At 67.0% G+C, this 20,615-nt stretch carries 17 protein-coding genes; 8 read left to right on the top strand and 9 right to left on the bottom strand.

All coding sequences use genetic code 11. The annotated features are described in order from the left end of the window. Position 1: 1 nt before the first annotated feature. The 7 genes from F615_RS0112910 to F615_RS0112880 all read right to left on the bottom strand — a co-directional run bounded on the left by F615_RS0112910 (position 2) and on the right by F615_RS0112880 (position 6,945). Positions 2 to 1,807, bottom strand: a complete 1,806-nt coding sequence (locus F615_RS0112910) for an ATP-binding protein (RefSeq protein WP_019561607.1) — start codon at positions 1,805 to 1,807, stop codon at positions 2 to 4. A 25-nt stretch (positions 1,808 to 1,832) separates the two neighbouring features. Next, on the bottom strand, positions 1,833 to 3,368 hold the full coding sequence (locus F615_RS0112905) for a B12-binding domain-containing radical SAM protein (RefSeq protein ID WP_019561606.1): 1,536 nt from the start codon (positions 3,366 to 3,368) through the stop codon (positions 1,833 to 1,835). A 30-nt stretch (positions 3,369 to 3,398) separates the two neighbouring features. Further along, positions 3,399 to 4,139, bottom strand: a complete 741-nt coding sequence (locus F615_RS0112900) for a response regulator (protein ID WP_019561605.1) — start codon at positions 4,137 to 4,139, stop codon at positions 3,399 to 3,401. A gap of 146 nt (positions 4,140 to 4,285) precedes the next feature. Beyond that, positions 4,286 to 4,741, bottom strand: a complete 456-nt coding sequence (locus F615_RS0112895; RefSeq protein WP_019561604.1) for a MaoC family dehydratase — start codon at positions 4,739 to 4,741, stop codon at positions 4,286 to 4,288. A 10-nt stretch (positions 4,742 to 4,751) separates the two neighbouring features. Beyond that, complete coding sequence (locus F615_RS0112890) at positions 4,752 to 5,369, bottom strand: nucleotide-binding protein (RefSeq protein ID WP_019561603.1); 618 nt, start codon at positions 5,367 to 5,369, stop codon at positions 4,752 to 4,754. A gap of 97 nt (positions 5,370 to 5,466) precedes the next feature. After that, a complete protein-coding gene (locus tag F615_RS0112885) occupies positions 5,467 to 6,234 on the bottom strand; it encodes a sulfite exporter TauE/SafE family protein (RefSeq protein ID WP_019561602.1) in 768 nt (255 codons plus the stop codon). A 132-nt stretch (positions 6,235 to 6,366) separates the two neighbouring features. After that, a complete protein-coding gene (locus F615_RS0112880; protein ID WP_019561601.1) occupies positions 6,367 to 6,945 on the bottom strand; it encodes a malonic semialdehyde reductase in 579 nt (192 codons plus the stop codon). A 42-nt stretch (positions 6,946 to 6,987) separates the two neighbouring features. On the opposite strand from F615_RS0112880, the gene F615_RS0112875 reads away from it, so the two are divergent. Further along, complete coding sequence (locus tag F615_RS0112875) at positions 6,988 to 7,419, top strand: DUF1841 family protein (RefSeq protein WP_019561600.1); 432 nt, start codon at positions 6,988 to 6,990, stop codon at positions 7,417 to 7,419. Between the two features lie 10 nt (positions 7,420 to 7,429). Here F615_RS0112875 and F615_RS0112870 read toward each other — a convergent pair whose 3' ends face one another. Continuing rightward, positions 7,430 to 7,621: a heavy-metal-associated domain-containing protein gene (locus F615_RS0112870; RefSeq protein ID WP_019561599.1), complete on the bottom strand. Its 192-nt coding sequence runs from the start codon at positions 7,619 to 7,621 to the stop codon at positions 7,430 to 7,432. A 135-nt stretch (positions 7,622 to 7,756) separates the two neighbouring features. On the opposite strand from F615_RS0112870, the gene F615_RS0112865 reads away from it, so the two are divergent. Next, complete coding sequence (locus F615_RS0112865) at positions 7,757 to 10,153, top strand: heavy metal translocating P-type ATPase (RefSeq protein WP_019561598.1); 2,397 nt, start codon at positions 7,757 to 7,759, stop codon at positions 10,151 to 10,153. After that, positions 10,150 to 10,578 (top strand): Cu(I)-responsive transcriptional regulator, encoded by a 429-nt coding sequence (gene cueR, locus F615_RS0112860; protein ID WP_019561597.1) that lies wholly within the window; start codon positions 10,150 to 10,152, stop codon positions 10,576 to 10,578. The genes F615_RS0112865 and cueR overlap by 4 nt, the downstream gene beginning before the upstream one ends. A gap of 76 nt (positions 10,579 to 10,654) precedes the next feature. Here the strand turns inward: cueR and F615_RS0112855 are convergent, their stop codons facing one another. Beyond that, on the bottom strand, positions 10,655 to 11,332 hold the full coding sequence (locus F615_RS0112855; protein WP_019561596.1) for a c-type cytochrome: 678 nt from the start codon (positions 11,330 to 11,332) through the stop codon (positions 10,655 to 10,657). Between the two features lie 102 nt (positions 11,333 to 11,434). Between F615_RS0112855 and F615_RS0112850 the strand changes: the two genes are divergently transcribed. From F615_RS0112850 to F615_RS18560, 5 genes are read left to right on the top strand one after another with little or no spacing between them, the layout of a single operon-like run. Further along, a complete protein-coding gene (locus tag F615_RS0112850) occupies positions 11,435 to 12,277 on the top strand; it encodes an AAA family ATPase (RefSeq protein ID WP_019561595.1) in 843 nt (280 codons plus the stop codon). Positions 12,278 to 12,281: 4 nt separating this feature from the next. Further along, positions 12,282 to 12,875 carry a GNAT family N-acetyltransferase gene (locus F615_RS0112845; protein ID WP_019561594.1) on the top strand — a complete coding sequence of 198 codons (594 nt, stop codon included), beginning with the start codon at positions 12,282 to 12,284 and terminating at the stop codon, positions 12,873 to 12,875. A gap of 21 nt (positions 12,876 to 12,896) precedes the next feature. Continuing rightward, on the top strand, positions 12,897 to 14,081 hold the full coding sequence (locus tag F615_RS0112840; protein WP_019561593.1) for a vWA domain-containing protein: 1,185 nt from the start codon (positions 12,897 to 12,899) through the stop codon (positions 14,079 to 14,081). Beyond that, complete coding sequence (locus tag F615_RS0112835; RefSeq protein WP_019561592.1) at positions 14,078 to 15,910, top strand: autotransporter assembly complex protein TamA; 1,833 nt, start codon at positions 14,078 to 14,080, stop codon at positions 15,908 to 15,910. The genes F615_RS0112840 and F615_RS0112835 overlap by 4 nt, the downstream gene beginning before the upstream one ends. A gap of 3 nt (positions 15,911 to 15,913) precedes the next feature. Continuing rightward, the gene (locus F615_RS18560; protein WP_083932474.1) at positions 15,914 to 20,113 is read left to right on the top strand and encodes a translocation/assembly module TamB domain-containing protein; all 4,200 of its coding nucleotides are present in this window, start codon (positions 15,914 to 15,916) and stop codon (positions 20,111 to 20,113) included. Positions 20,114 to 20,615: the final 502 nt, after the last annotated feature.

The raw sequence follows: 20,615 nt of genomic DNA, 5'->3' as shown, positions 1-20,615 counted from the left end.
CTCAACGCCCGCGCACGCCGAGCTTGAAAGCGATCATCGCGCGCAGCTTGTTCGGCACCACGGGCTTGATCAAGAGATGGAAGGCATGCTGATGCGCCAACTCCTCCAGCCCGGCCGTGGTGCTGCCAGTCACGACGATGGCCGGCAGCTCGGCACCGAAATGCTCCCGCAGAGCCTGGATGGCATCGATGCCGGTGGACTGATGATCGATGCGGTAGTCCACGATGGCCAGGTCGGGCTTTTGACCTTGCGCTTTCGCATGCTCGGCCCATTGCCGGCAGGCGGCCACCGTGTCGAACACTGCCACCGTGGCCCCCCAGCCTTTGAGCAGCACCTCCAGACCGTCGCGCACCGCCGGCTCGTCCTCCACCACGGCAATCAGCTTGCGTTCGAGCGTCAGACCGAGCGGGGCCGAGGCGGCCACAGGCTCGGCCATGCGCTGCTGGGCCTTGCCCAGCGGCAGCTCCAGCGTGAAGACCGTGCCTCGCCCAGGCTGCGAGCGCAGACTCAAGGGGGCGTTCATCAACTGGGCCAGGCGCTTGACGATCGCCAAGCCCAGGCCCAGACCCTTGCGATCGTGGGCGGCCGTCGGTCGCTCGCCCGGCACCTGGTAGAACTCCTCGAAGATGCGGGGCTGTTCCGACTCGGGAATGCCCACCCCGCTGTCCCACACCTGCACCCACAGCCGCTCGCCGCGCTGACGGCAAGCCACCAACACACCGCCGTCTTCGGTGTAGCGAATGGCGTTGGACAGCAGGTTGCGGACGATGCGCTCCACCAGCACCGGGTCGGCGTAAGCCACGCGATGCCCGCCACGGAAGCGCAAGGCCAGCCCCTTTTCGAAGGCCGTGGGCTCGTAATGCAAGCGCAGACGGGCAAAGAGATCCTGCAGCCGGAAGTGTTGGGGCACCACCTCCACCGCCCCGGTGTCGATCTTGGTGATGTCCAACAGCTCGGAAAACAGTCCTTCCAGCGCATCGACCGAACTGTTGATGCTGTTGACGAGCTGGATCACCTCCTCGTCGCGGCTCTTGTTGCGCAGCGCCTCGGCAAACAGCCCCAGTGCATGCAGCGGCTGGCGCAGATCATGGCTGGCCGCCGCGAAGAATTGCGTCTTGGCCCGATTGGCCACTTCGGCTTCCTGGCGCGCCGCCTCGGCGGCAGCCTTCTCCTGACGCAGCTGCTCCAGCAGTTGCTCGGTGCGCAGCTTGAGTTCGATCACGCGGTCCATGGCCTGGCGGTAGTTGCGCCCCAGCAAGGCCGTCATGCCCATGGCCAGCAACAACACACCGGCCAGCTCATAGCTGTACAGCGTGTTCTCCGCAGCGATGCGTGCGATGGTGGGCAAGAAGCACAGCCCCAGGAACGTCAGAAAGGCCCTTTGCTGATCGGCCAGCACCGGCACCGAGGCCACGCAATAGCTGTAGACGGTGATGATCAGTCCGATCTGCTGGATGCTGCCGCCTGCGCCATAAAACAGCCATGCCGCCAGGCCCCACAGCGCCCCCGAGGCCAGCACGCCCACCAACCACAAACGCCGCCAATGGGGAAAGTCGGTGTCCGCACGCAACTGCACCGACCGGAATCGGGCCGCGATCGAGGCCCGATAGATCCACACCGCGGCAAACACCATGCACCACAGGATGAGCAGCTCCGGCGCGGCCAAACCCGTGTACAGCAACACGATCACGATGGCGCCGATCAGGTTGCCCACCAGGCTCGATGAGGTGTAGGTGTAGAGGTTGCGCACGTGATCGGGCAGTTCGGGGTCGTGCACCCCGCGGGGCTGATCAGAGGTACGAGACATGGACAGGTTCGAATTCGGATTCATGTCAGGCCGTCACTGCCATCTTGCGAAGGGGTTGCGGATGAAACACCTTGTCGTGCCAACGCCACCACGGCAGCACATGCCCGTGCTCGTCAGTCACGAGCGTGGGGCTGCAAATGTCCAGTCGTTGGGCTTCGGAATCGAAATCGTCGGCCGCAAAGGGCACCGTCTCCGGCGGCAAGGTGTCGGTGCCGGCCATGAAGCTGCGGCCTGGCACGGGGTCGAAGCGCGTCACGCACATGTCCGCCACATCGAGGGCCGCCGCGGTCCACGAACCGCGCCGCAACAGGCGGGGCAGATCGTCGGCCAGCTTGGCCACACGCCGCCACGGCGCATAAATGCGCCGCATGGTGTCTTGGTAAGCCGTCAAAAACGCTTCCAAGGGCGCCTTGTGCGGCCGCAGCACCAGCGTGTAGGCACTGAAGTCATACAGGTTGGCATGGGGCAGGAACCGAGGCTCGGCGCTGGCGGCCATCCGATCGAAGAACGGCGTGCCGGGAATCGGCGTCTCGAAGGACACGAAACTCGGCACGTGCAAACCACAGGCATCGAGGTGATCCGGAAGCGAGCGGAGATAGGCCACATCGTCATGCAAGGGACTGACGATGAGTCCGGCAATCACCAGAATGCCTTCGTCCCGGCTTTGGGCGATGGCCTGCGCCATCTTGCCAATGTTGTTCTGCGGCTTGGAGATGTCGGCCAGGGTGTCCGGATTGAAGGTTTCCAATCCCACGAACACCGCGCGGCATCCGCAGTCGTACATCAGCTTGAGCAGCTCGCGGTTGGCGATGACATTGAAGGTCAGGCACGCCCCCCACAACACGTCCAGCGGCCGCAGCGCCACACACAGCTCGCGAAACCACCGCAGATGGCCGGCCAGGTTGTTGTCGTAGAACACGATGAGCCGCTGCTTCCAGCCTGCCACGCCGGCCTGGCGCAGCGCCGCCTGGCCGGCCAGGATGTCGCGCACCACGGTGTGCACCGGGCGCAGCGCATGACGGGTGCCCACCGCGGTGAGGGCGCAGAAGTCGCAGGCATAGGGGCAACCGCGGGTCGCCTCCACCGACAGCGGGAACACCTGCTTGTGCGCCACCGGGGCGATGCGCGGCACCGGCACCCGATCCGGGAAATAGCCGGCCGAGCGATACACCGGCTGCAGCCGGTTGGCACGGGCATCTTCGACCACGCGCGGCACGGTGTCTTCCGGGTCGCCGATCACCACGGCATCGAAATAGGGCGCGCACAGGTGCGGGTAGGTGCCTGCCATGCTGCCGCCCAGCACGGTGCGGGCCCCACGGCGCCGAAAGTAATGGCTGATCTGACGCGCCCGGTCCCAGTCGGCATGCACGCAAGACAGGAACACGAGGTCATAGGTCTTGGACCAGTCCGGATCGTCCCAGGTGTCGTTGACGATCTCCACGTCGCACCAGTCGGGCAGCAGACCAGCGATCAATGGGCCGATTTGAGGCTGCAAGCCCCCGCGATGATGACGGCCCTTGCGGTGATAGTCCGTGAAGACGGAGATGATGGCCACCCGCATGGAACGCACCTGCCCGATACAGGGGTGCGTTCAGTGCTGCGACGCGCGCCAGGCCGGAAAGGCCCCATGCTGCTGGCTCATCTGGCTGATGGCCAGCACGGCCTGGGTGCGCGAACTCACGCCCAGCGCACGCAGCACCGCAGCCACATGGTCTTTCACGGTTTCGACGGACAAGCCCAGCTCGCGAGCAATCAGCTTGTTGGGCTGGCCCTTGAGCAACAGCGCCAGCACCTCGGCTTGGCGCGGCGTCAGTCCGAGCGTCGCTGGTGAGGGCACGTTCTGATACCCGCTCTGTTCGGCCACGCTGCTGACCGTGCGCAGATAGCGGTCTGGCTCGGTGTCGCCGCCAACCGGCGCAGAGGCGGCTTCAGAATGGCGCCCCAGGGTCATCGGCGGCACATAGATGCCGCCGGACATCACCACCCGCAGCGCCTCGAACAAGGTGTCATTCGACGCCCGCTTGGGCACGAAGCCCATGGCGCCCAGATCGATGGCACGAATCACGTCGGAGGCCCGATCGGAGGCCGACACCACCACCACGGGCAGGGCCGGATACGCTTGGCGGAACTCGGCCAGCAGATCGAAGCCGCTGGCATCGCCCAAGGCCAGATCGAGCATGACCAAGTCGAAATTGGCATCACGCTTCAAGGCCTCGCGGGCGGCGCGGCCACTGCCCACGCCCTGCACCTCGACATCGTCACCCAGGCTCTGAATGACGGTTTGCAGCGCCGACAAAATCAGCGGATGGTCGTCGACCAGCAGTACTCGCATCCCATACCCCTCACAAAGACCCGTGAGCCGCCCCCTGGCCGCGGCCATGCTCATTATCGATCCGTGACAGGGCGCAATGCTAGTGGACACTCGCCGCGCAACGCTCCCCCCAAAGGGGGGTGTGGAGCCCGCCGATGGCGATCGGCTCAGGGATAGCGCCGGCTGATCGACTCGGCCACGCACACCGGCTTGGCCGAGCCTTCGCGTTCGACGGTGGCTTCCACCGTCAGCTGCGCCCCTCCCTGGTCCAGGGGCTCGAAGGCCAACAGCTTGAAGTGCGCCCGCAACCGGCTGCCCACGGGCACCGGCGCTGGAAAACGCACCTTGTTGAGCCCGTAGTTCACTCCCATGCGCACCTGGCGCACCTCGAAGCCGGTGGCAAAAAACAGCGGCAACAGACTCAGCGTGAGGAAGCCGTGGGCGATGGTGGTGCCAAATGGACCCGCAGCGGCGCGCTCGGGGTCCACATGGATCCATTGATGGTCGCCGGTGGCGTCGGCAAAACGGTTGATCCGTTCCTGATCGATGGTGATCCAGTCGCTGGTGCCGATGGACTGGCCCACCAGCGGGCGCAGCTCTTCCAGGGTGTCGAAGACTCTCATGCGGACTCACTCACAATTGCAACCATTGAACGATGGGCGCCCATTGCTGCAGGTCGCGCTCGACCCGACCCGGGGCCACGTCCCACAGCGTCAGACCGCGCGCGGCCAGGTGGATGTAGATCTGGGTGTCGCGCAAGTAGCCCAGCACCGGCACCTCGAGCTGCGCCACGAAGGCTTTGAGCTGGTCTGCTGCGATGGTGTGCTCGCGCACCCGCGTGCCGACCACGCCCACCTTGACCTGGCTGGACTTGCGATGCGTCAGCACCTGGTCGAGAAATGCGCGGGTCGCATAGATGTCGAAGATGCTCGGCTGCAGCGGCACCAGCACCTGGTCGGCCAGCTTCATCACCTCGTCGAAGCGCCGACCGTGCAACCCGGCCGGGGTGTCCAGCACCACGTGGGTGGTGCCCTTGGGCGGGCGCACGATGTGATCATGGGCCACGTCCCATCCAGCGATGGGGCGGGCCGTCTCGGGCCTCAAGCCCAGCCACGTGCGGGCGGACTGCTGGCGGTCGACATCGCCGAGCATCACCCGGTGCCCCTGCGATGCAATGTACCCCGCCAGATTGGTTGCGATCGTGGACTTGCCCACGCCGCCCTTCGGATTGGCCACCACGATCACCCGCATCGTGCCCTCCGTGTTCGGATTGGTAGGCGGCAATGTTAGCCCGCCCCTCCGTTGCACACATGCAACAGAGGCCGAAGCCTTTGCCAACCGGGCCGATTCAGCGCAGGCCGTCCCACAGCAGCTTGCAGCCGGTGAGGAACATGCCGGCATAGACCAGCCGGTAGAACCAGTCCTGCCGCACCCGGTGCACCAGGCGCACGCCCAGCCACACCCCCAAGGGCGCAAACGGCAACAAGGCCAGGGCCGTGACCATGTTGCGGCCATCGATCAGGCCCAGCCAGGCATAAGGGATCCACTTCGAGGCATTGACCGCTGCGAAGAACACCGCCATCGTGGCCGAGAACACCACCGGCGACAGCCGCAGCGGCAGCACGTAGGCGTTGATCGGCGGCCCCCCGGCATGGGCCACGAAACTGGTGAAGCCCGAGGCCATGGCCAGCAGCCGCCCCCACCCTGGCCGCGGCGGCGGGGCATCGGCGCGCGGCGGAAAAAACAAACGCTGGGCCAGGAAGAGCAAGGTGAGCGCGCCTACCACCGCCGCCACCCAGGCCGCCGGCAAAATGCCGAAGGACAGCGTGCCCAAGACCGTGCCGGCCAAGCCCGCCGGCAACAGTTGGCGAATGAGGGCCCAATCGACATGGCGCCGGTAGGCCGTGACACCGAGCAGATCCATCACGGCCAACAGCGGCAGCATGATGGCCGCCGCCTGCGGCACCGGCACGCTCAAGGCCATGATCGGCACGGCCAGCGACCCGAAGCCCGAACCGAAACCGCTCTTGGACAACCCCATCAGCAGCACGGCCGGAATGGCCGCCGCATAGAACCAGGGGTCGTCGATGAGCCAGGCCAGCCACTCAGTATCCATGGGGGCCTTTCAGCACGAGCCCATCGGGCGAGGCGGGCCGTCGCGCCGTCGCCAAGCCGCGCCAAGACGGCACGACCTCATACCACGACCTCATGCGCAAGCCGACCAAGCCCACCCCCGCCGCGAGGCAGCTCAGACGATGCGGCACGCCTGCTCGAAACTCAAGCGCGGGCTGCGTGGAAAGAGCTGACGGGCATCTCCGTAGCCCAGATTGCAGATGAAATTGGTTTTGACCTGGGTGCCGGCCCAGAACTCGGCGTCCACCTTGGCCGCATCGAAGCCACTCATCGGCCCGCAGTCCAAGCCCAGGGCACGGGCGGCCAAGATGAAATAGCCCCCTTGCAAGCTGGAGTTGCGAAAGGCCGTGGCCTCGATCTTGGCGGGTTGGCCCTCGAACCAACTGCGCGCGCCTGGATTGTGGGGGAACAGCTCGCCCAAGTGCTCGTAGAACGCCAGATCCATGCCCAGGATGGCCGTCACCGGAGCCTGGGCCGTCTTGGCTTGGTTGCCGGCATCCATCAGCGGCACCAAACGCGCCTTGGCCTGCGGGCTGATGACGAACTGGATGCGCAGCGGGCTGCAATTGGCCGAGGTGGGGCCAAACTTCATCATGTCGTAGAGCTGGCGCAACGTGTCTTCGGGGACGGGCCGATCCAGCCACGCGTTGTGCGTGCGCGCGTGATCGAACAGCTGTTCGGTGGTGATCTGCATGGTGTCCTTTTCCGTTCAGCAGCAAAGGAGCAGAATTGTCATATGTTTGCCCCGACCCAACACGACGTGCGGCGATTCTTTTGCGAAACCTACCGCAAGGAACGCGCCGGTGAGCCGCTATCGCCGATGGAAGCCCTGGCGGCGGACTGGATCAGCCAGCACCCGGAATACCACGGCGACCTGGCCGATGCCGAAGCGGCGGTGGCCGCCAGCTTCCGCGTCGAGGACGGGCGCACCAACCCCTTCTTGCACCTGGCGATGCATTTGTCCATCAGCGAGCAGACCAGCGTGGACCAGCCGCGCGGCATCCGCCAGGCCACGGACTTGCTCGCACGTCGCTTGGGCTCCTTGCATGAAGCCCATCACGAGGTGATGGAATGCCTGGGCCAGATGCTGTGGACCTCTCAGCGCAGCGGCCTGCCCCCCGATGGGGAGGCCTACATCGACTGCGTGCGCCGGCGCGCCACGCGCTGAGCCTTCGCCTTCAACTGGCCGGATAGCCCTCCTCGGCCAGCGCCTGACGCACCACCTCCAGCGGCTGCTGGGTCTCGATCCTGACACGCTGGCTCGGCAAGTCGATGTCCACGCGCGCTTGCGGATCCAGCTTCTGTAGGGTCTGCGTGACGGTGCGCACGCAGTGACCGCAGGTCATGTCTTTGAGGGTCAGTTCGATCATGGCGGGGCCTCGTTGGTCATTGGACATGGACGTACTCTAGACCTTGCCATGGTGGCAAGGTCAAATCGGTGGCTTGACCTTGACATCAGGGGAAGGTTTATCCTGAGCGCCGATGTCTCCTGCGCGAGCCATGCCATGAGCACCTACACCCTGCCGATCGAAGGCATGACCTGCGCCTCCTGCGTGGGGCGTGTCGAACGCGCGTTGCGACGCCTGCCCGGAGTGCAAAGCGCCGAAGTCAATCTGGCCACCGAATCGGCCACCGTGCAGGGTCAGTGCCCACTGCCCGAGCTGGTGAGCACGGTGCAAGCCGCCGGCTACGAGGTGCCCCGGCACGAACGTCGGTTGCGCATCGAAGGCATGAGCTGCGCCAGCTGCGTGAACCGGGTCGAAAAAGCGCTCGAGCGCGTGCCAGGAGTGATCCAGGCCCATGTCAATCCGGCCACCGAAACCGCCACCGTCACGGCCTTGCGCGGCGTCAGTGATGCGGCCTTGCTCAGCGCCGTGCGTCAAGCCGGCTACCTCGCTCACCTGCCGCAGGCAGCCCCGGCACCGGCGGATTCCCCAAGGCGCGGCCTCGGCGAGGCCCAGGCGGTGGTGCTGGCCGCCATCCTGTCGCTGCCGCTGGCCGTGCCGATGCTGGGCGACCTGTTTGGACGACATTGGATGTTGCAAGGCTGGCTGCAATGGGCCCTGGCCACGCCGGTGCAGTTCTGGCTGGGGGCACGCTTTTACCGCGCCGGCTGGCAGGCCCTGCGCGCTGGCACCGGCAACATGGATCTGCTGGTCGCCTTGGGCACCAGCGCGGCCTATGGACTCAGTGTGTACCGCCTGATCACCGATCACAGTGGCATGCCGGCGCTGTACTTCGAGTCCTCCGCCGTGGTCATCACCTTGGTGCTGCTGGGCAAATGGCTGGAAGCCCGTGCCAAGCGCCAAACCACCGAAGCCATCCGCGCCCTGCAGGCCCTGGCCCCCGAAACCGCGCGCGTGCGCCGCGGCGCGCAAGAGCTGGAGCTGCCCCTGAGCGAGGTGGTGGTCGGCGACATCGTGCTGGTGCAGCCCGGCGAACGTGTCCCCGTCGATGGCGACGTGCTCGAGGGCCACAGCCATGTGGACGAATCCCTGCTGACCGGCGAAAGCCTGCCCGTGAGCAAGGGGCCAGGCGATCGCGTGACCGGCGGCTCGATCAATGCCGAGGGACACTTGGTGTTGCGCACCCGGGCCGTGGGCACCGAAACCGCTCTGGCACGCATCGTGCGGCTGGTGGAATCGGCCCAGGCCCGCAAGGCGCCGATCCAACGCCTGGTCGACCAGGTCAGTGCGGTCTTCGTGCCCCTGGTCGTCGGCCTGGCCCTCGTCACCGTGCTGGCCTGGGGCCTGACCACGGGCGACTGGTCCACCGCCACGATCCATGCGGTGTCGGTGCTGGTGATCGCCTGTCCCTGTGCGCTGGGCTTGGCCACGCCGGCCGCACTGATGGTGGGCATGGGCATCGCGGCGCGCCATGGCATCCTGATCAAAGACGCACAGGCCCTGGAAGTGGCGCATGCGGTGGACACCGTCGCCTTCGACAAAACCGGCACGCTCACCATGGGGCAACCGACGCTCGTGTCGATGCAACCCGCCGCGGGCATCGCCGACGATGCCTTGCTCGCCTGGGCCGCCGCACTGCAGTCCGGCAGCGAGCACCCGCTGGCCCGTGCGGTGCTGCAGGCCGCGGCCCGCCGCGCCGTGGTCTACACGCCCGCACAAGACGTGCGAGCCCTGCCCGGGCGGGGTGTGACCGGTCGGGTGGACGGGCGCGATCTCGTGTTGGCCAATGCCCGCGGGCTGCAGGAGCTGGGACTGGACCTCGCCCCCATGGCCGGCCCGGCCCAGGCACTCCAAGCCCAGGGCCGCACCGTGTCTTGGTTGGCCGAAACCGCACCGACGCCGCGCTTGTTGGGCCTGCTGGCCTTTGGCGATGCCCTCAAGCCCCAAGCCCGCGACGCCATCGCCCGGCTGCATGCCCAGGGCATCCGAACCGTGCTGGTCAGCGGCGACAACCGGGGCAGCGTGCTGGCCGCCGCAGCGGCGTTGGGCATCTCGGAGGTCCGCGCCGAAGTGCTCCCGCAGGACAAGGCCCGCGTCATCGCCGAACTCAAAGCACCGGACGCACAGGGTCGGCAACGACGGGTGGCCATGGTCGGCGACGGCCTGAACGACGCGCCCGCACTGGCCGCTGCCGACGTCGGTGTGGCCATGGGCGCCGGCACCGACGTGGCCATGCATGCGGCCAGCATCACGTTGATGCGTGGCGACCCGCGCCTGGTGGCCGATGCCCTGGAGGTGTCACGCCGCACCACACGCAAAATCCGCCAGAACTTGTTCTGGGCGTTCATTTACAACGTGGTGGGCCTGCCGCTGGCGGCCTTCGGCCTGCTCAGCCCGGTGCTCGCCGGTGCGGCGATGGCCTTCTCCAGTGTGAGCGTGATCGGCAATGCCTTGTGGCTGAAGCGTTGGACACCGACGGCCGGGAGCCGCTCATGAACATCGGTCAGGCCGCACGGGCCTCGGGCGTGAGCGCCAAAATGATTCGCCACTACGAAAGCCTGGGGTTGTTGCCCCCGATCGCTCGCACCGCCGCGGGCTACCGGCAATACGACGAGACGGCCATACACACCCTGCGCTTCATCCGCCGCTGCCGCGACCTGGGCTTTGGCATCGAAGAAATCCGCAAATTGCTGCAGCTGTGGCGCAACGAGCAGCGCCCCAGCAGCGAGGTCAAACGCATCGCGCTGGCCCATGCAGCCGCGCTGGAGCGTCGCATCGAATCCATGCAGGCGATGAAGCGGACCCTGGAGCGCCTGGCCGCCCACTGCCATGGCGACGAACGGCCTCAGTGCCCCATCCTGGACGATCTGGCGGCCCACACCGAGACGGGCGCCGGCGGCACGCCCAAGACGCGCTTTTGATGGCTTCTGGACGACAAAAAGGCCGCTGCACGGCAGCGGCCTTCTCTACCTTCTGGGGGAGTCGGAGTCGATGCGATCAGCGAGCAGCGCCGATGCGGAAGCGAGATTGCGGCACCACACGCAGATCCCCAGGCAGCGAGGCGATGTACTGGGCCATGGCCTTGAGCTCGGCATCGGTGAAGGGCTTGACCTGGCCGGCCATGATCGCATTACCACGGCCAATGATCGGGTTGCCCTCGGTCTTGTAGGACTTCAGCGCCACATACAGATAGTCCGCATGTTGGCCGGCGATCTTGGGGTAGCCAGCATCGATGGGCTTGTTGAAATTGGCACCATGGCAGGCCACGCAACCGCCCTTCTCGAGCAAAGCAGCCACTTCGGCACGCGGCGTCCGGGCCGGGGCATCCGGCACGTTGGCCGGCGGCACCTGCTGCTCATAGAAGGCGGCGATGTCGGCCATGTCTTGCTCGGACAGCGATTCGGCGATGCCGCGCATCGTCGGATGCTTGCGCTCGCCCTTTTTGTAGGCGTTCAATGCTGCGACGATGTACTTGGCATTCTGGCCGGAGATCATCGGCACCTTGTGGATCTCCGGGAAGCTCGCCTGGTAGCCCGGAATGCCGTGGCACCCGATGCACATGGCGACCTTGGCTTCACCGGCCTTGACGTCCTGGGCAAGGGCCGCGCCCGCATAGAAGGCACTCAAGCCAGCCGCAGCGGCCAGCGCGGTCATCGTGGATTTGAATTTCTTCATGGGCGCGCGACGCATCGTCGGTGTTTGGAATCAACCGACGATTATAGCCAGCCCGCTTATACTGCCTTTGCACCCATCCATGCTTGATCCGGCACATCTTTCATGAAGTTTCACGGCTCGAACACTTACGTCGCCACCGACGACTTGCGACTGGCGGTCAATGCCGCCATCACCCTGAAGCGCCCGCTGCTGGTCAAGGGTGAGCCGGGCACTGGCAAGACCATGCTGGCCGAGGAAGTGGCCCGCGCGCTGGGCATGCCGCTGTTGCAGTGGCACATCAAATCGACCACCAAGGCCCAGCAGGGGCTGTATGAATACGACGCGGTCAGCCGGCTGCGCGACAGTCAGCTCGGTGATGAGCGGGTCAAAGACATCCACAACTACATCATCAAGGGCGTGCTGTGGCAGGCCTTCGAGGCCGAGCAGCCGGTGGCGCTGCTGATCGACGAGATCGACAAGGCGGACATCGAATTTCCCAACGACCTGCTGCGCGAGCTCGATCGCATGGAGTTCTATGTGTACGAGACGCGACAGATGATCCGCGCCAAGCACCGCCCGCTGGTGTTCATCACGTCCAACAACGAGAAGGAGCTGCCCGACGCCTTCCTGCGCCGCTGTTTCTTCCACTACATCAAGTTTCCCGATGCCGAGACGATGAAACGCATCGTGGAGGTGCACTTCCCCGGACTGAAAAAGGAATTGCTGGCGGCCGCACTGAAGAACTTCTACGACGTGCGCAACCTGCCCGGATTGAAGAAGAAACCCAGCACCTCGGAGCTGTTGGACTGGCTCAAGCTGCTGGTGGCTGAGGACATTCCGGTCCAAGCGCTACAAAGCGAAGACGACAAGGTCGTCATCCCGCCGCTGGTGGGGGCTTTGCTGAAGAACGAGCAGGACTTGAGCCTGTTCGAGAAACTCGTGTTCATGCAGCGCCACCATCGATGAGGCCATGAACAAGCCCGAGCCCGTCGTCCTGCAGCACGGCCAGGTGCGACTCGAGCCCTTGCGGGCCGAGCATGCGCCCGCGCTGGAGGCCGCGGCCAGCGACGGTCAGCTGTGGACCTTGCGCGTGACCTCGGTGCCAGCGCCCGGGGAATTCGATGCCTACATTGCCGCGGCGCTGACGGGGCAGGCCCAGGGCCACATGCTGCCCTTTGCGGTGGTGGATGTGCCCAGCGGCCGCGTGATCGGCAGCACCCGCTACCATGACATCGTGCCCGCGGTGGAACGCTTGGAGATCGGCTACACCTGGTATGCCCGGTCTTGGCAACGCAGCCATGTCAACACCACCGCCAAGCTGCTGCTATTGACCCATGCCTTCGAGGTGCTGGGCGCGCGGCTCGTGGGGTTTCGCACCGACAATTTCAACTTCGTCAGCCAGCGGGCCATCGAACGGCTGGGCGCTCGCAAAGACGGTGTGCTGCGTCATCATGCGCTGCGCCGTGACGGTACCGTGCGTGATACGGTGATGTACAGCCTTGCCGCCGCAGAGTGGCCCGAGGTGAAAGCGCATCTGCAGTATCAATTGACCCGGCCCCGCTGAGTCCTCATCTGCCAGACTCTCATGCTGATCGACTTTTTCTTCACCCTGCGCGCGGCCAAGTTGCCGGTGTCGATCAAAGAATTCCTGGTGCTGCTGGAAGCCATCAAGAGCGGTGTCATCGACGACGAAGGCGGCCCCACGGTGGACAAGTTCTACTACCTGGCCCGCACGACCTTGGTGAAGGACGAGGCCCACTTCGACAAATTCGACCGGGCCTTCGGCAGCTACTTCAAAGGCGTGGAGCTGCTGGCCGATTTTTCCAAGGAGATTCCGCTGGAGTGGCTGCGAAAGCGCCTGGAGCTGGAGCTGTCGCCCGAAGAAAAGGCCTTGATCGAAAAACTCGGCTGGGACGAGCTGATGAAGCGTCTGCGCGAGCTTTTCGAGCAGCAAAAAGAGCGCCACGAAGGCGGCAACCGCTACATCGGCACCGGCGGCACCTCGCCCTACGGCGCCTATGGGTACAACCCGCAAGGCATTCGCATCGGCCAAGACCGCAGTCGCCATCGCAGTGCGGTGAAGGTGTGGGACCAGCGCCAATACAAGGATTACGACGACAGCGTGGAGCTGGGCACGCGCAACATCAAGGTGGCGTTGCGGCGCTTGCGCCGCTTCGCCCGGGAAGGCTCGCAGCTCGAGCTCGATTTGGACGACACCATTCGCTCCACCGCCGCCAATGCCGGATGGCTGGATTTGAAGATGGTGCCCGAGCGCCACAACCAGGTCAAAGTGTTGCTGCTGATGGACGTGGGCGGCACGATGGACGAGCATGTCCACCGTGTCGAGGAACTTTTCAGCGCCGCGAAGTCTGAGTTCAAGCACCTGGAGTTCTATTACTTCCACAACTGTGTCTACGACTTCCTGTGGAAGAACAATCGCCGCCGTTTCAGTGAGAAGTTCCCGACGTGGGATGTGATCCGCAAGTACAACAAGGACTACAGGCTCATCTTCGTGGGCGATGCCACGATGAGCCCTTACGAGATTCTCCAGCCCGGCGGCAGCGTGGAGTACAACAACGAGGAGCCCGGGGCCCAATGGCTGCAGCGCCTCACGCAGGCGTTTCCCAAGTACGCCTGGATCAATCCGGAGCCCCAGGGGATCTGGGGCTACCGTCAATCGATCGCGATCATCCAGCAGCTCATGAATCAGCGCATGTTTCCGCTGACCCTGTCCGGGTTGGAAGGAGCCATGCGTCTGTTGAGCAAATGATCGAGACTCGGCGCCGCGCTGCCCTGTGGTCGCTGCTGCCCTGTGTGGCCATGGCGGCGGCCCCGGCTCAGGCCGCCGAGGAGGTCCAGCCGCCCCCCCACACCGAAGAAGCCACCGCCGCGGCACCGTACCGTTTGCGCATCGAGGCCCCGGACGATCTGGCCGATTTGCTGGGCACTTTTCTCGACCTGGCGCGCTTTCGCACCGATCCTGCATTGGCCGAGGCCACCGAGGCCGAGGTGCGGCGCCTGATCGCCGCCACGCCGGCGCAGGCGCGCTCACTGCTGGAGACGCGGGGGTACTTCAACCCCACGATCCGCATCGACCGCGAGGAAGGCCAACCGCCCCTGATCCGCATCGAGGTGGACCCAGGCGAGCGCACGCGCGTCAGCCGGACCACCCTCGAAGTGCAAGGGGAAATCGTCGAACGCGCCGAGGCCGGCCATGCGCGTGACCAGGCCTTGCTGCAGGAGATCCAAGACGGTTGGCGGCTGCGCGAGGGACGGCCGTTTTCGCAAGACCAATGGTCGGCCGAGAAAACCGAACTGTTGGGCCGGCTGCGTCGCGACGGCTACCCGGCGGCCAGCTGGGCCGGCACGGCCGCCGAAGTGGATGCGCCGCGCAACACGGTACGCCTGTTCGTCGTGGCCGATAGCGGACCGCTGTTTCGCTTCGGCCCGGTGCGTATCGAGGGCTTGTCCAAGCAGCGGGAGGAGGCGGTGAGTCACCAGCTCACCTTCGGCCCAGGGGATCGCTACACCGAAAAGCAGGTGCTCGATTTGCAAGAGCGTCTGCAGCGCAGCGGGCTGTTCGAATCGGCCTCGGTGCTGGTCGACCCCAATCCGGCCAGCGCGCAGGCCGCGCCCGTGACGATCGCCGTGCGCGAGGCGCCGCTGCAAGATTTGACCCTGGGCATCGGCTACAGCGACGTGGCGCGAGAGCGCGGGACGATCGAGCACCTGCACCGCCGGCCCTTGGGGCTGAACTGGGTGGCCAAGCACAAGCTGGAAGTGGGGCGTGACCAGCGTTCACTAAGTTCCGAATGGACCTCCCACCCCAAGGCCGACCAGTACCGCAACTTGCTGGCCTTCGCCGGCGAGCGCTTCAGCAGCGACCGCAGCGCCCCGACCGACAGCTACCGCTTGCGCGTCGGCCGCACCCAGGACACCGAGCGCATCGACCGCTTGTATTACGGGGAGTACACCACCGCGATCGTCACCACCGACCTCGGGCGCCAACGCGCCAGCGCGCTGACGGCCAACTACGAATGGATTTGGCGCCATGTCGACGACGTGCTGCTGCCCACCCGCGGCATCGCGGCTTCGGCCCAACTTGGCGCCGGCCATGCCCGCAGCGATGCGGGCCAAGGCCCCTTCAGCCGGGTCTATGGACGGCTCAGTGGCTATCTGCCTTTGGGCCGCTGGTACGCCAGCGCGCGCATCGAAGGCGGCGAGGTGTTCACACCCAACAACGTCGAGGTGCCCGACACCCTGCGGTTTCGGGCGGGGGGGGACGACTCGGTGCGCGGCTATCCCTCTCGCTCGATCGGCCCGCAAGAAGGCGGCGAGACGGTGGGCGGTAACGTGCTGGCCACCGCCAGCCTGGAACTAGCCCGCCCGCTGGGGGCAGGCCGTCTGCGCTCCTGGTGGGGGGCCGTCTTCGTCGACGCCGGCGACGCCACCCATCATTGGTCCGCCTTCGACGCCAAGCTGGGCTGGGGCCTGGGACTGCGCTGGCGCAGCCCCGTGGGCCCGCTCAAAGTGGATGCGGCCTACGGCGAAGCCACGAAACGCTGGCGCCTGCATCTGAGTGTGGGCATCGCGTATTGACCCATGGATCCGACTCCGCCCACCGCCTCTGCGGCGCCCACCGCGCCCCCACCCGACGCGCCGGCGTCCAGCCGGCGCCGGCCGGGCTGGATGGCATGGCTGCTGGCCCTGGTGCTGCCCTTGTTGGCCGTGGCGGCCATCGTCGGGATGCTGGTGGCCGCCTTGACCACGGCCACCGGCACGGCCTGGCTGCTGCGCGCCGTGCCGCGACTGACGGTGCTGGACCCACAAGGCCCGCTGCTGGGCGACTTCTCGGCCCGTCGGGTGCACTGGGATCTATCCAGCCCCGGCCGGCCGCACGATGGCGTGACCATCGACGGCCTGGCCTGGCAGGGCCTGCGCTGGAGCGCCGAGCCGTCGGGGCAAGGCTTGAGCCTGGAAGTGACGCAGCTGGCCCTGGAGCGCCTGCACCTGAGGCTGCCCCCGGCGGCCCCCACCGGCGACGCCGCCCCGCCACCCTCGGAGCTCAAATCGCCCCTGCACCTGCGCTTGCGCTCAGTGCGCATCGGCGAGCTGTCCTTCAGTGAGGCGATGCCGCCGATGCGCGAGCTGACGGCCCAGTTGGAGCTGGGCAGCCAGGAGGGCCGCACGCACCGCCTCGACGTGCTGAGCTTGCGCTGGGACCGCCTCCGCCTGCATGGCCAAGCCGAGCTGGGGGCCCTGGCGCCGCTGGAGCTGCATGCCGCGCTGGACCTCGACGGTGAGCTGCCCGAGGGCCCGACGAGCGCCGCCCGCTGGCAGGCCCGGCTCGAGGCCCGAGGTCCTTTGGCCCAGCTGCCCGTCAGCATCGAGCTGTCGGCGGCCGAGCAATCCCTGCGGGCCGAGGCGACGCTCACACCGTTTGCCCCGGCCCCACTGGAGCGCTTGGATGCACGATTCGAAGCCTTGGACCTGGCCGCCCTGTTCAGCGCCGCCCCGCGCACGGCGCTCAGTGGCCAAGTGCACGCACAGCTCGGCCATCCACAACCCGGGACGGTGGACGCAGCGGTGAGGATCCGGCTGCGCAATGCCCGGCCCGACCGCTGGGATGCCAGTCGTCTTCCCCTGCGGGAGCTGGTGCTGGATGCTCGCAGCCCCGACCTGCGGCCGCAGGAGGGCTGGGTGGTGGAGCGCTTCGAAGCCGTGCTGGGGCCAGCGATGCGCGAAGCCGGCCGCCTGCGAGGCGAAGGCCGCGGGTCGCCCTCGTCGGGTTGGAGCGCTCGTCTGGAGCTGACGCAGCTCGATCTGGCGGCCCTGGATGGCCGACTGCCGGCCTTGCGCCTGAGCGGCCCGCTCGAACTGGGCTCGGGCGGGGCGGGTCAGCCCGTGGCCGTGCGCACCCGGCTCGACGGCAGCCTGCCGGATGCACGTGGCATGCGCCAGTCCGTGGCGCTGTCGCTGGACGGCGAGTTCTCCCGGTTGCGCAGCCTGGTGCGCGAATTGACGGTCCGCGCCGGCTCGTCGCGGGCCGAAGTGCAAGCCGAAGTCGACACCCCGCCCGGGCAAGCGGTGCAAGCCCGTGTGCAGGCCCGCTGGCAAGACCTCGATCCTCGAACCTGGTGGCCAGCCCTCGGCGCCGGGGCGGCCGCCCATGGGGAGCACCGCCTGTCCGGCCAGGCGCAGACCCGCTTGACCCTGCCGCCACGCAACCCGGGCGAGCCCTTGCTGACCTGGATGGCGCGCTGGCGCGGCCAGGCCGAACTGCGGGTGGACGACAGCCGGTGGGCGGATCTGCCGGTGCAAGGCCTGCTGCTGTGGCAGGCCGAGCGTGCAGGCTTGCCGGGACGCACCGAAGGTCAGCTGCGGGTGGACGCCAACCGCCTGACTTGGAACGGCGAGCTGCCTGGCCAGCGGCCTGCACACGCCGACGACACGCTGACCTTCAACCTGGATGCTGCGGCCTTGGACCGCGTGGCCCCACTGCTGCACGCCTGGCAGCCAGAGGTCCGACTGGCAGGCGCCCTGCGCCTGAATGCCCGCATCCACTGGGGCGCCGCAGCCGCACCGCAGCGTCTGGACGGGCAGCTCCAGGGCCGCGCCCTGCGCTGGAACGACTGGCTCCTGCAAAGCGCAGAAGGCCATTGGGACCTCGCTTCGGCCCGCGAGGCGCTCCAGCGACTCGAGCTGCGCATGGACGGCCTGCAACACCGAGACCGGCGTATCGATACCGTCACGCTGCAGCTGGAGGGCCCCTTGCACGACCACCGGCTGCGTGTGGACGGTCGCTCGAACCTGGTCCTGCCCTGGGCCGCCCCGGCCGACGCCGCCCAGCAGACCGTCCATGCAGCGCACGCCCAGCCGGTGCAACTGCAACTGCAGGTCTCCGGCAGCGCCGACCTGCCCCGCGACGGGGCCTTCGATGCCATCCAGGGCTGGCAAGGGCGATTGCAGCGTCTCGTGGTGGGCCCGGTCGATCCGCAGCAGCTCCCATGGCTCGATGTCAGCGGCGTGCCGCTGCAATGGGAACATCGAGCCGGGCAAGCCGCTCGCTTCAGCCTGGGCGCCGGTCAAGCCCGCTTGCGAGCAGGCCGCCAGGCAGCCACCTTGCGCTGGGACGAAGTGTCATACCAAGCCGCGCAGGCCGGTCAGTCCGCCGTGCTGCAGGCCCAGGCCCGGCTCGATCCGCTGCCCATCGCCCCGCTGCTGCGCGACCTCCAACCCGAATTCGGCTGGACGGGCGACCTTGAGCTGGGCGCCTCCTTGCGGCTGCGCAGTGCACCCAGCGTCCAGGCCGATGTAGACATCGTGCGAGTGCGCGGCGACCTGCAAGTGGAAGAACCCGGTGGCCTGGTCGAACGGCTCGACCTCACCGAGCTGCGCCTCAGCCTGCAAGCCCGTGATGGGCTGTGGCGCTTCACCCAGGCCATGGCCGGCGCCCGGCTCGGCCGAGTCTGGGGCGAGCAAACCGTGCAAGCGCGCCCGCAGGATGGTTGGCCCTCGCCCGAGGCCACGCTGCGCGGGTTTGTGCAAGCCGACGTCGACAACCTTGGCGCCTGGGCCGCCTGGGTGCCCGCAGGTTGGCGGCTGGGCGGACAGCTGCGCTTGCGCGCCGATGTCGGCGGTCGTTGGGGGGCCCCGCAGTTCACCGGCGAGGTGCGCGCGCGCGACGTGCAAGTGCGCAACCTGCTGCAAGGCATCCACTTGCGCGACGGCGAACTGCACCTGGTGATGCAGGGAGACACGGCGCGCATCGAAACCTTGCGCGCCCGCGCCGGCGAGGGCGAAGTGCAACTGCATGGCCAAGCTCAGTTGGGCCAGCATCCACGTGCCCAACTGCAAGTGCGAGCCGAACGATTCAGCCTGCTGTCGCGCGTGGACCGCCGCATGGTCCTCAGCGGCAGTGCGCAAGTCGTCCTGGAGGCCGAGCGCTTGCAGGCCGACGGCGACTTCCGTATCGACGAAGGTCTGATCGACATCTCACGCGCAGACGCCCCCAGCCTGTCCGATGATGTCGTGGTGCGGCGCACCGAACCACGCGCCGACGAGGACCCGCGCCGGCAGACGGCGCCACGGCGCGCCGTGGCGCTCAATCTGCGGCTGGATGCCGGCGAGCGCCTGCGGCTGCGCGGTCGCGGTCTGGACACACGGCTCACTGGCGCCTTGCGCCTGACCTCTCCGGGCGGGCGCCCTGCGCTGCATGGCGACATCCGCACGGCCGACGGCACCTATGCCGCCTATGGCCAGAAGCTCACGATCGACAAAGGCGTGATCAGCTTCGTCGGTGCACCGGACAACCCACGCCTGGACATCGAAGCGACACGGCCGAACACCGACATCCGGGTCGGTGTAGCCATCACCGGCACGGCCGAGAGCCCTCGCGTGCGGCTGTTCTCCGAGCCCGAGATGAGCGACACCGACAAGCTGTCCTGGCTGGTGCTGGGCCGCGGCAGCGGCCAGCTGGCCCGCGCCGAGGCCGCCTTGCTGCAACGCGCCGTGTTGGCGCTGGTGGCCGGCGAAGGCGAGTCCCCCACCGGGGACCTCACCCGCATGATCGGCCTGGACGAACTCTCCGTGCGCCAAGAAGACAGTGCCGGCGTGGCCGAAACCATCGTCAGCGTGGGCAAGCAGTTGTCGCGACGCTGGTACGTCGGCTATGAACGCTCGCTCAATGCCACCAGCGGAACATGGCAACTCATCTATCGTGCCGCGCAGCGTTTCACCGTGCGAGCCCAGGCCGGCATCCAAGAAAACGCGCTGGACTTCATCTGGACTTGGCGCTGGTGAGTCCAGCGCCACCCGAGGCGACATGATGCGCTGGAAGACGGCTTCGACGGCGCACTCACTGCCCACCCCCCGATCGATGTCATGCAGCGGCGAATGTGCGCCCACAGCGGGGCCAGCATGGGCTCGCTCAGCGCCAAGCCCGTCGCCACTTGAAAGTGCCCAATCAGCGTGGGATCTTCCGCACTTTTGCGCACCGTGAAGGCCAAGCAGTGCATGCGCTGCACCCCGCTGCCAGGGTTGGGCACCACGTCAATGTGTTTTTTGCCGCCACGCTTTTTGATCTCTTCCAGGCTGGCGCTGCTGCGCGCCACCCGGTCGCCCGCCGCATAAATCGGCAGCACATGGTGGCCGTGTTCGTACAAAAGCTCCAGCCCCCACCCCATCGGTCGCCGGCTCACCAGCCCGCCCCCTTGCGCAGCGGCTTCCCGATGGCATCGCGCACGGCCTGCGGCCACTCATACACCCGCGAGGTGTGAGCCGCCAACCACAGCCCCGTGGCCTG

Origin of the sequence: Caldimonas manganoxidans ATCC BAA-369, assembly GCF_000381125.1 — a bacterium.
In the GTDB taxonomy this organism is placed as follows: Bacteria; Pseudomonadota; Gammaproteobacteria; order Burkholderiales; family Burkholderiaceae_C; genus Caldimonas; species Caldimonas manganoxidans.
Note: the sequence above shows the minus strand (reverse complement) of the source record. Positions and strands in the feature narration are given on the sequence as shown.

Coding starts and splice junctions, on each gene's coding strand:
- F615_RS0112910 (WP_019561607.1), bottom strand. CDS start 1,807: ATGTCTCGTACCTCTGATCAGCCCCGCGGGGTGCACGACCCCGAACTG.
- F615_RS0112905 (WP_019561606.1), bottom strand. CDS start 3,368: ATGCGGGTGGCCATCATCTCCGTCTTCACGGACTATCACCGCAAGGGC.
- F615_RS0112900 (WP_019561605.1), bottom strand. CDS start 4,139: ATGCGAGTACTGCTGGTCGACGACCATCCGCTGATTTTGTCGGCGCTG.
- F615_RS0112895 (WP_019561604.1), bottom strand. CDS start 4,741: ATGAGAGTCTTCGACACCCTGGAAGAGCTGCGCCCGCTGGTGGGCCAG.
- F615_RS0112890 (WP_019561603.1), bottom strand. CDS start 5,369: ATGCGGGTGATCGTGGTGGCCAATCCGAAGGGCGGCGTGGGCAAGTCC.
- F615_RS0112885 (WP_019561602.1), bottom strand. CDS start 6,234: ATGGATACTGAGTGGCTGGCCTGGCTCATCGACGACCCCTGGTTCTAT.
- F615_RS0112880 (WP_019561601.1), bottom strand. CDS start 6,945: ATGCAGATCACCACCGAACAGCTGTTCGATCACGCGCGCACGCACAAC.
- F615_RS0112875 (WP_019561600.1), top strand. CDS start 6,988: ATGTTTGCCCCGACCCAACACGACGTGCGGCGATTCTTTTGCGAAACC.
- F615_RS0112870 (WP_019561599.1), bottom strand. CDS start 7,621: ATGATCGAACTGACCCTCAAAGACATGACCTGCGGTCACTGCGTGCGC.
- F615_RS0112865 (WP_019561598.1), top strand. CDS start 7,757: ATGAGCACCTACACCCTGCCGATCGAAGGCATGACCTGCGCCTCCTGC.
- cueR (WP_019561597.1), top strand. CDS start 10,150: ATGAACATCGGTCAGGCCGCACGGGCCTCGGGCGTGAGCGCCAAAATG.
- F615_RS0112855 (WP_019561596.1), bottom strand. CDS start 11,332: ATGAAGAAATTCAAATCCACGATGACCGCGCTGGCCGCTGCGGCTGGC.
- F615_RS0112850 (WP_019561595.1), top strand. CDS start 11,435: ATGAAGTTTCACGGCTCGAACACTTACGTCGCCACCGACGACTTGCGA.
- F615_RS0112845 (WP_019561594.1), top strand. CDS start 12,282: ATGAACAAGCCCGAGCCCGTCGTCCTGCAGCACGGCCAGGTGCGACTC.
- F615_RS0112840 (WP_019561593.1), top strand. CDS start 12,897: ATGCTGATCGACTTTTTCTTCACCCTGCGCGCGGCCAAGTTGCCGGTG.
- F615_RS0112835 (WP_019561592.1), top strand. CDS start 14,078: ATGATCGAGACTCGGCGCCGCGCTGCCCTGTGGTCGCTGCTGCCCTGT.
- F615_RS18560 (WP_083932474.1), top strand. CDS start 15,914: ATGGATCCGACTCCGCCCACCGCCTCTGCGGCGCCCACCGCGCCCCCA.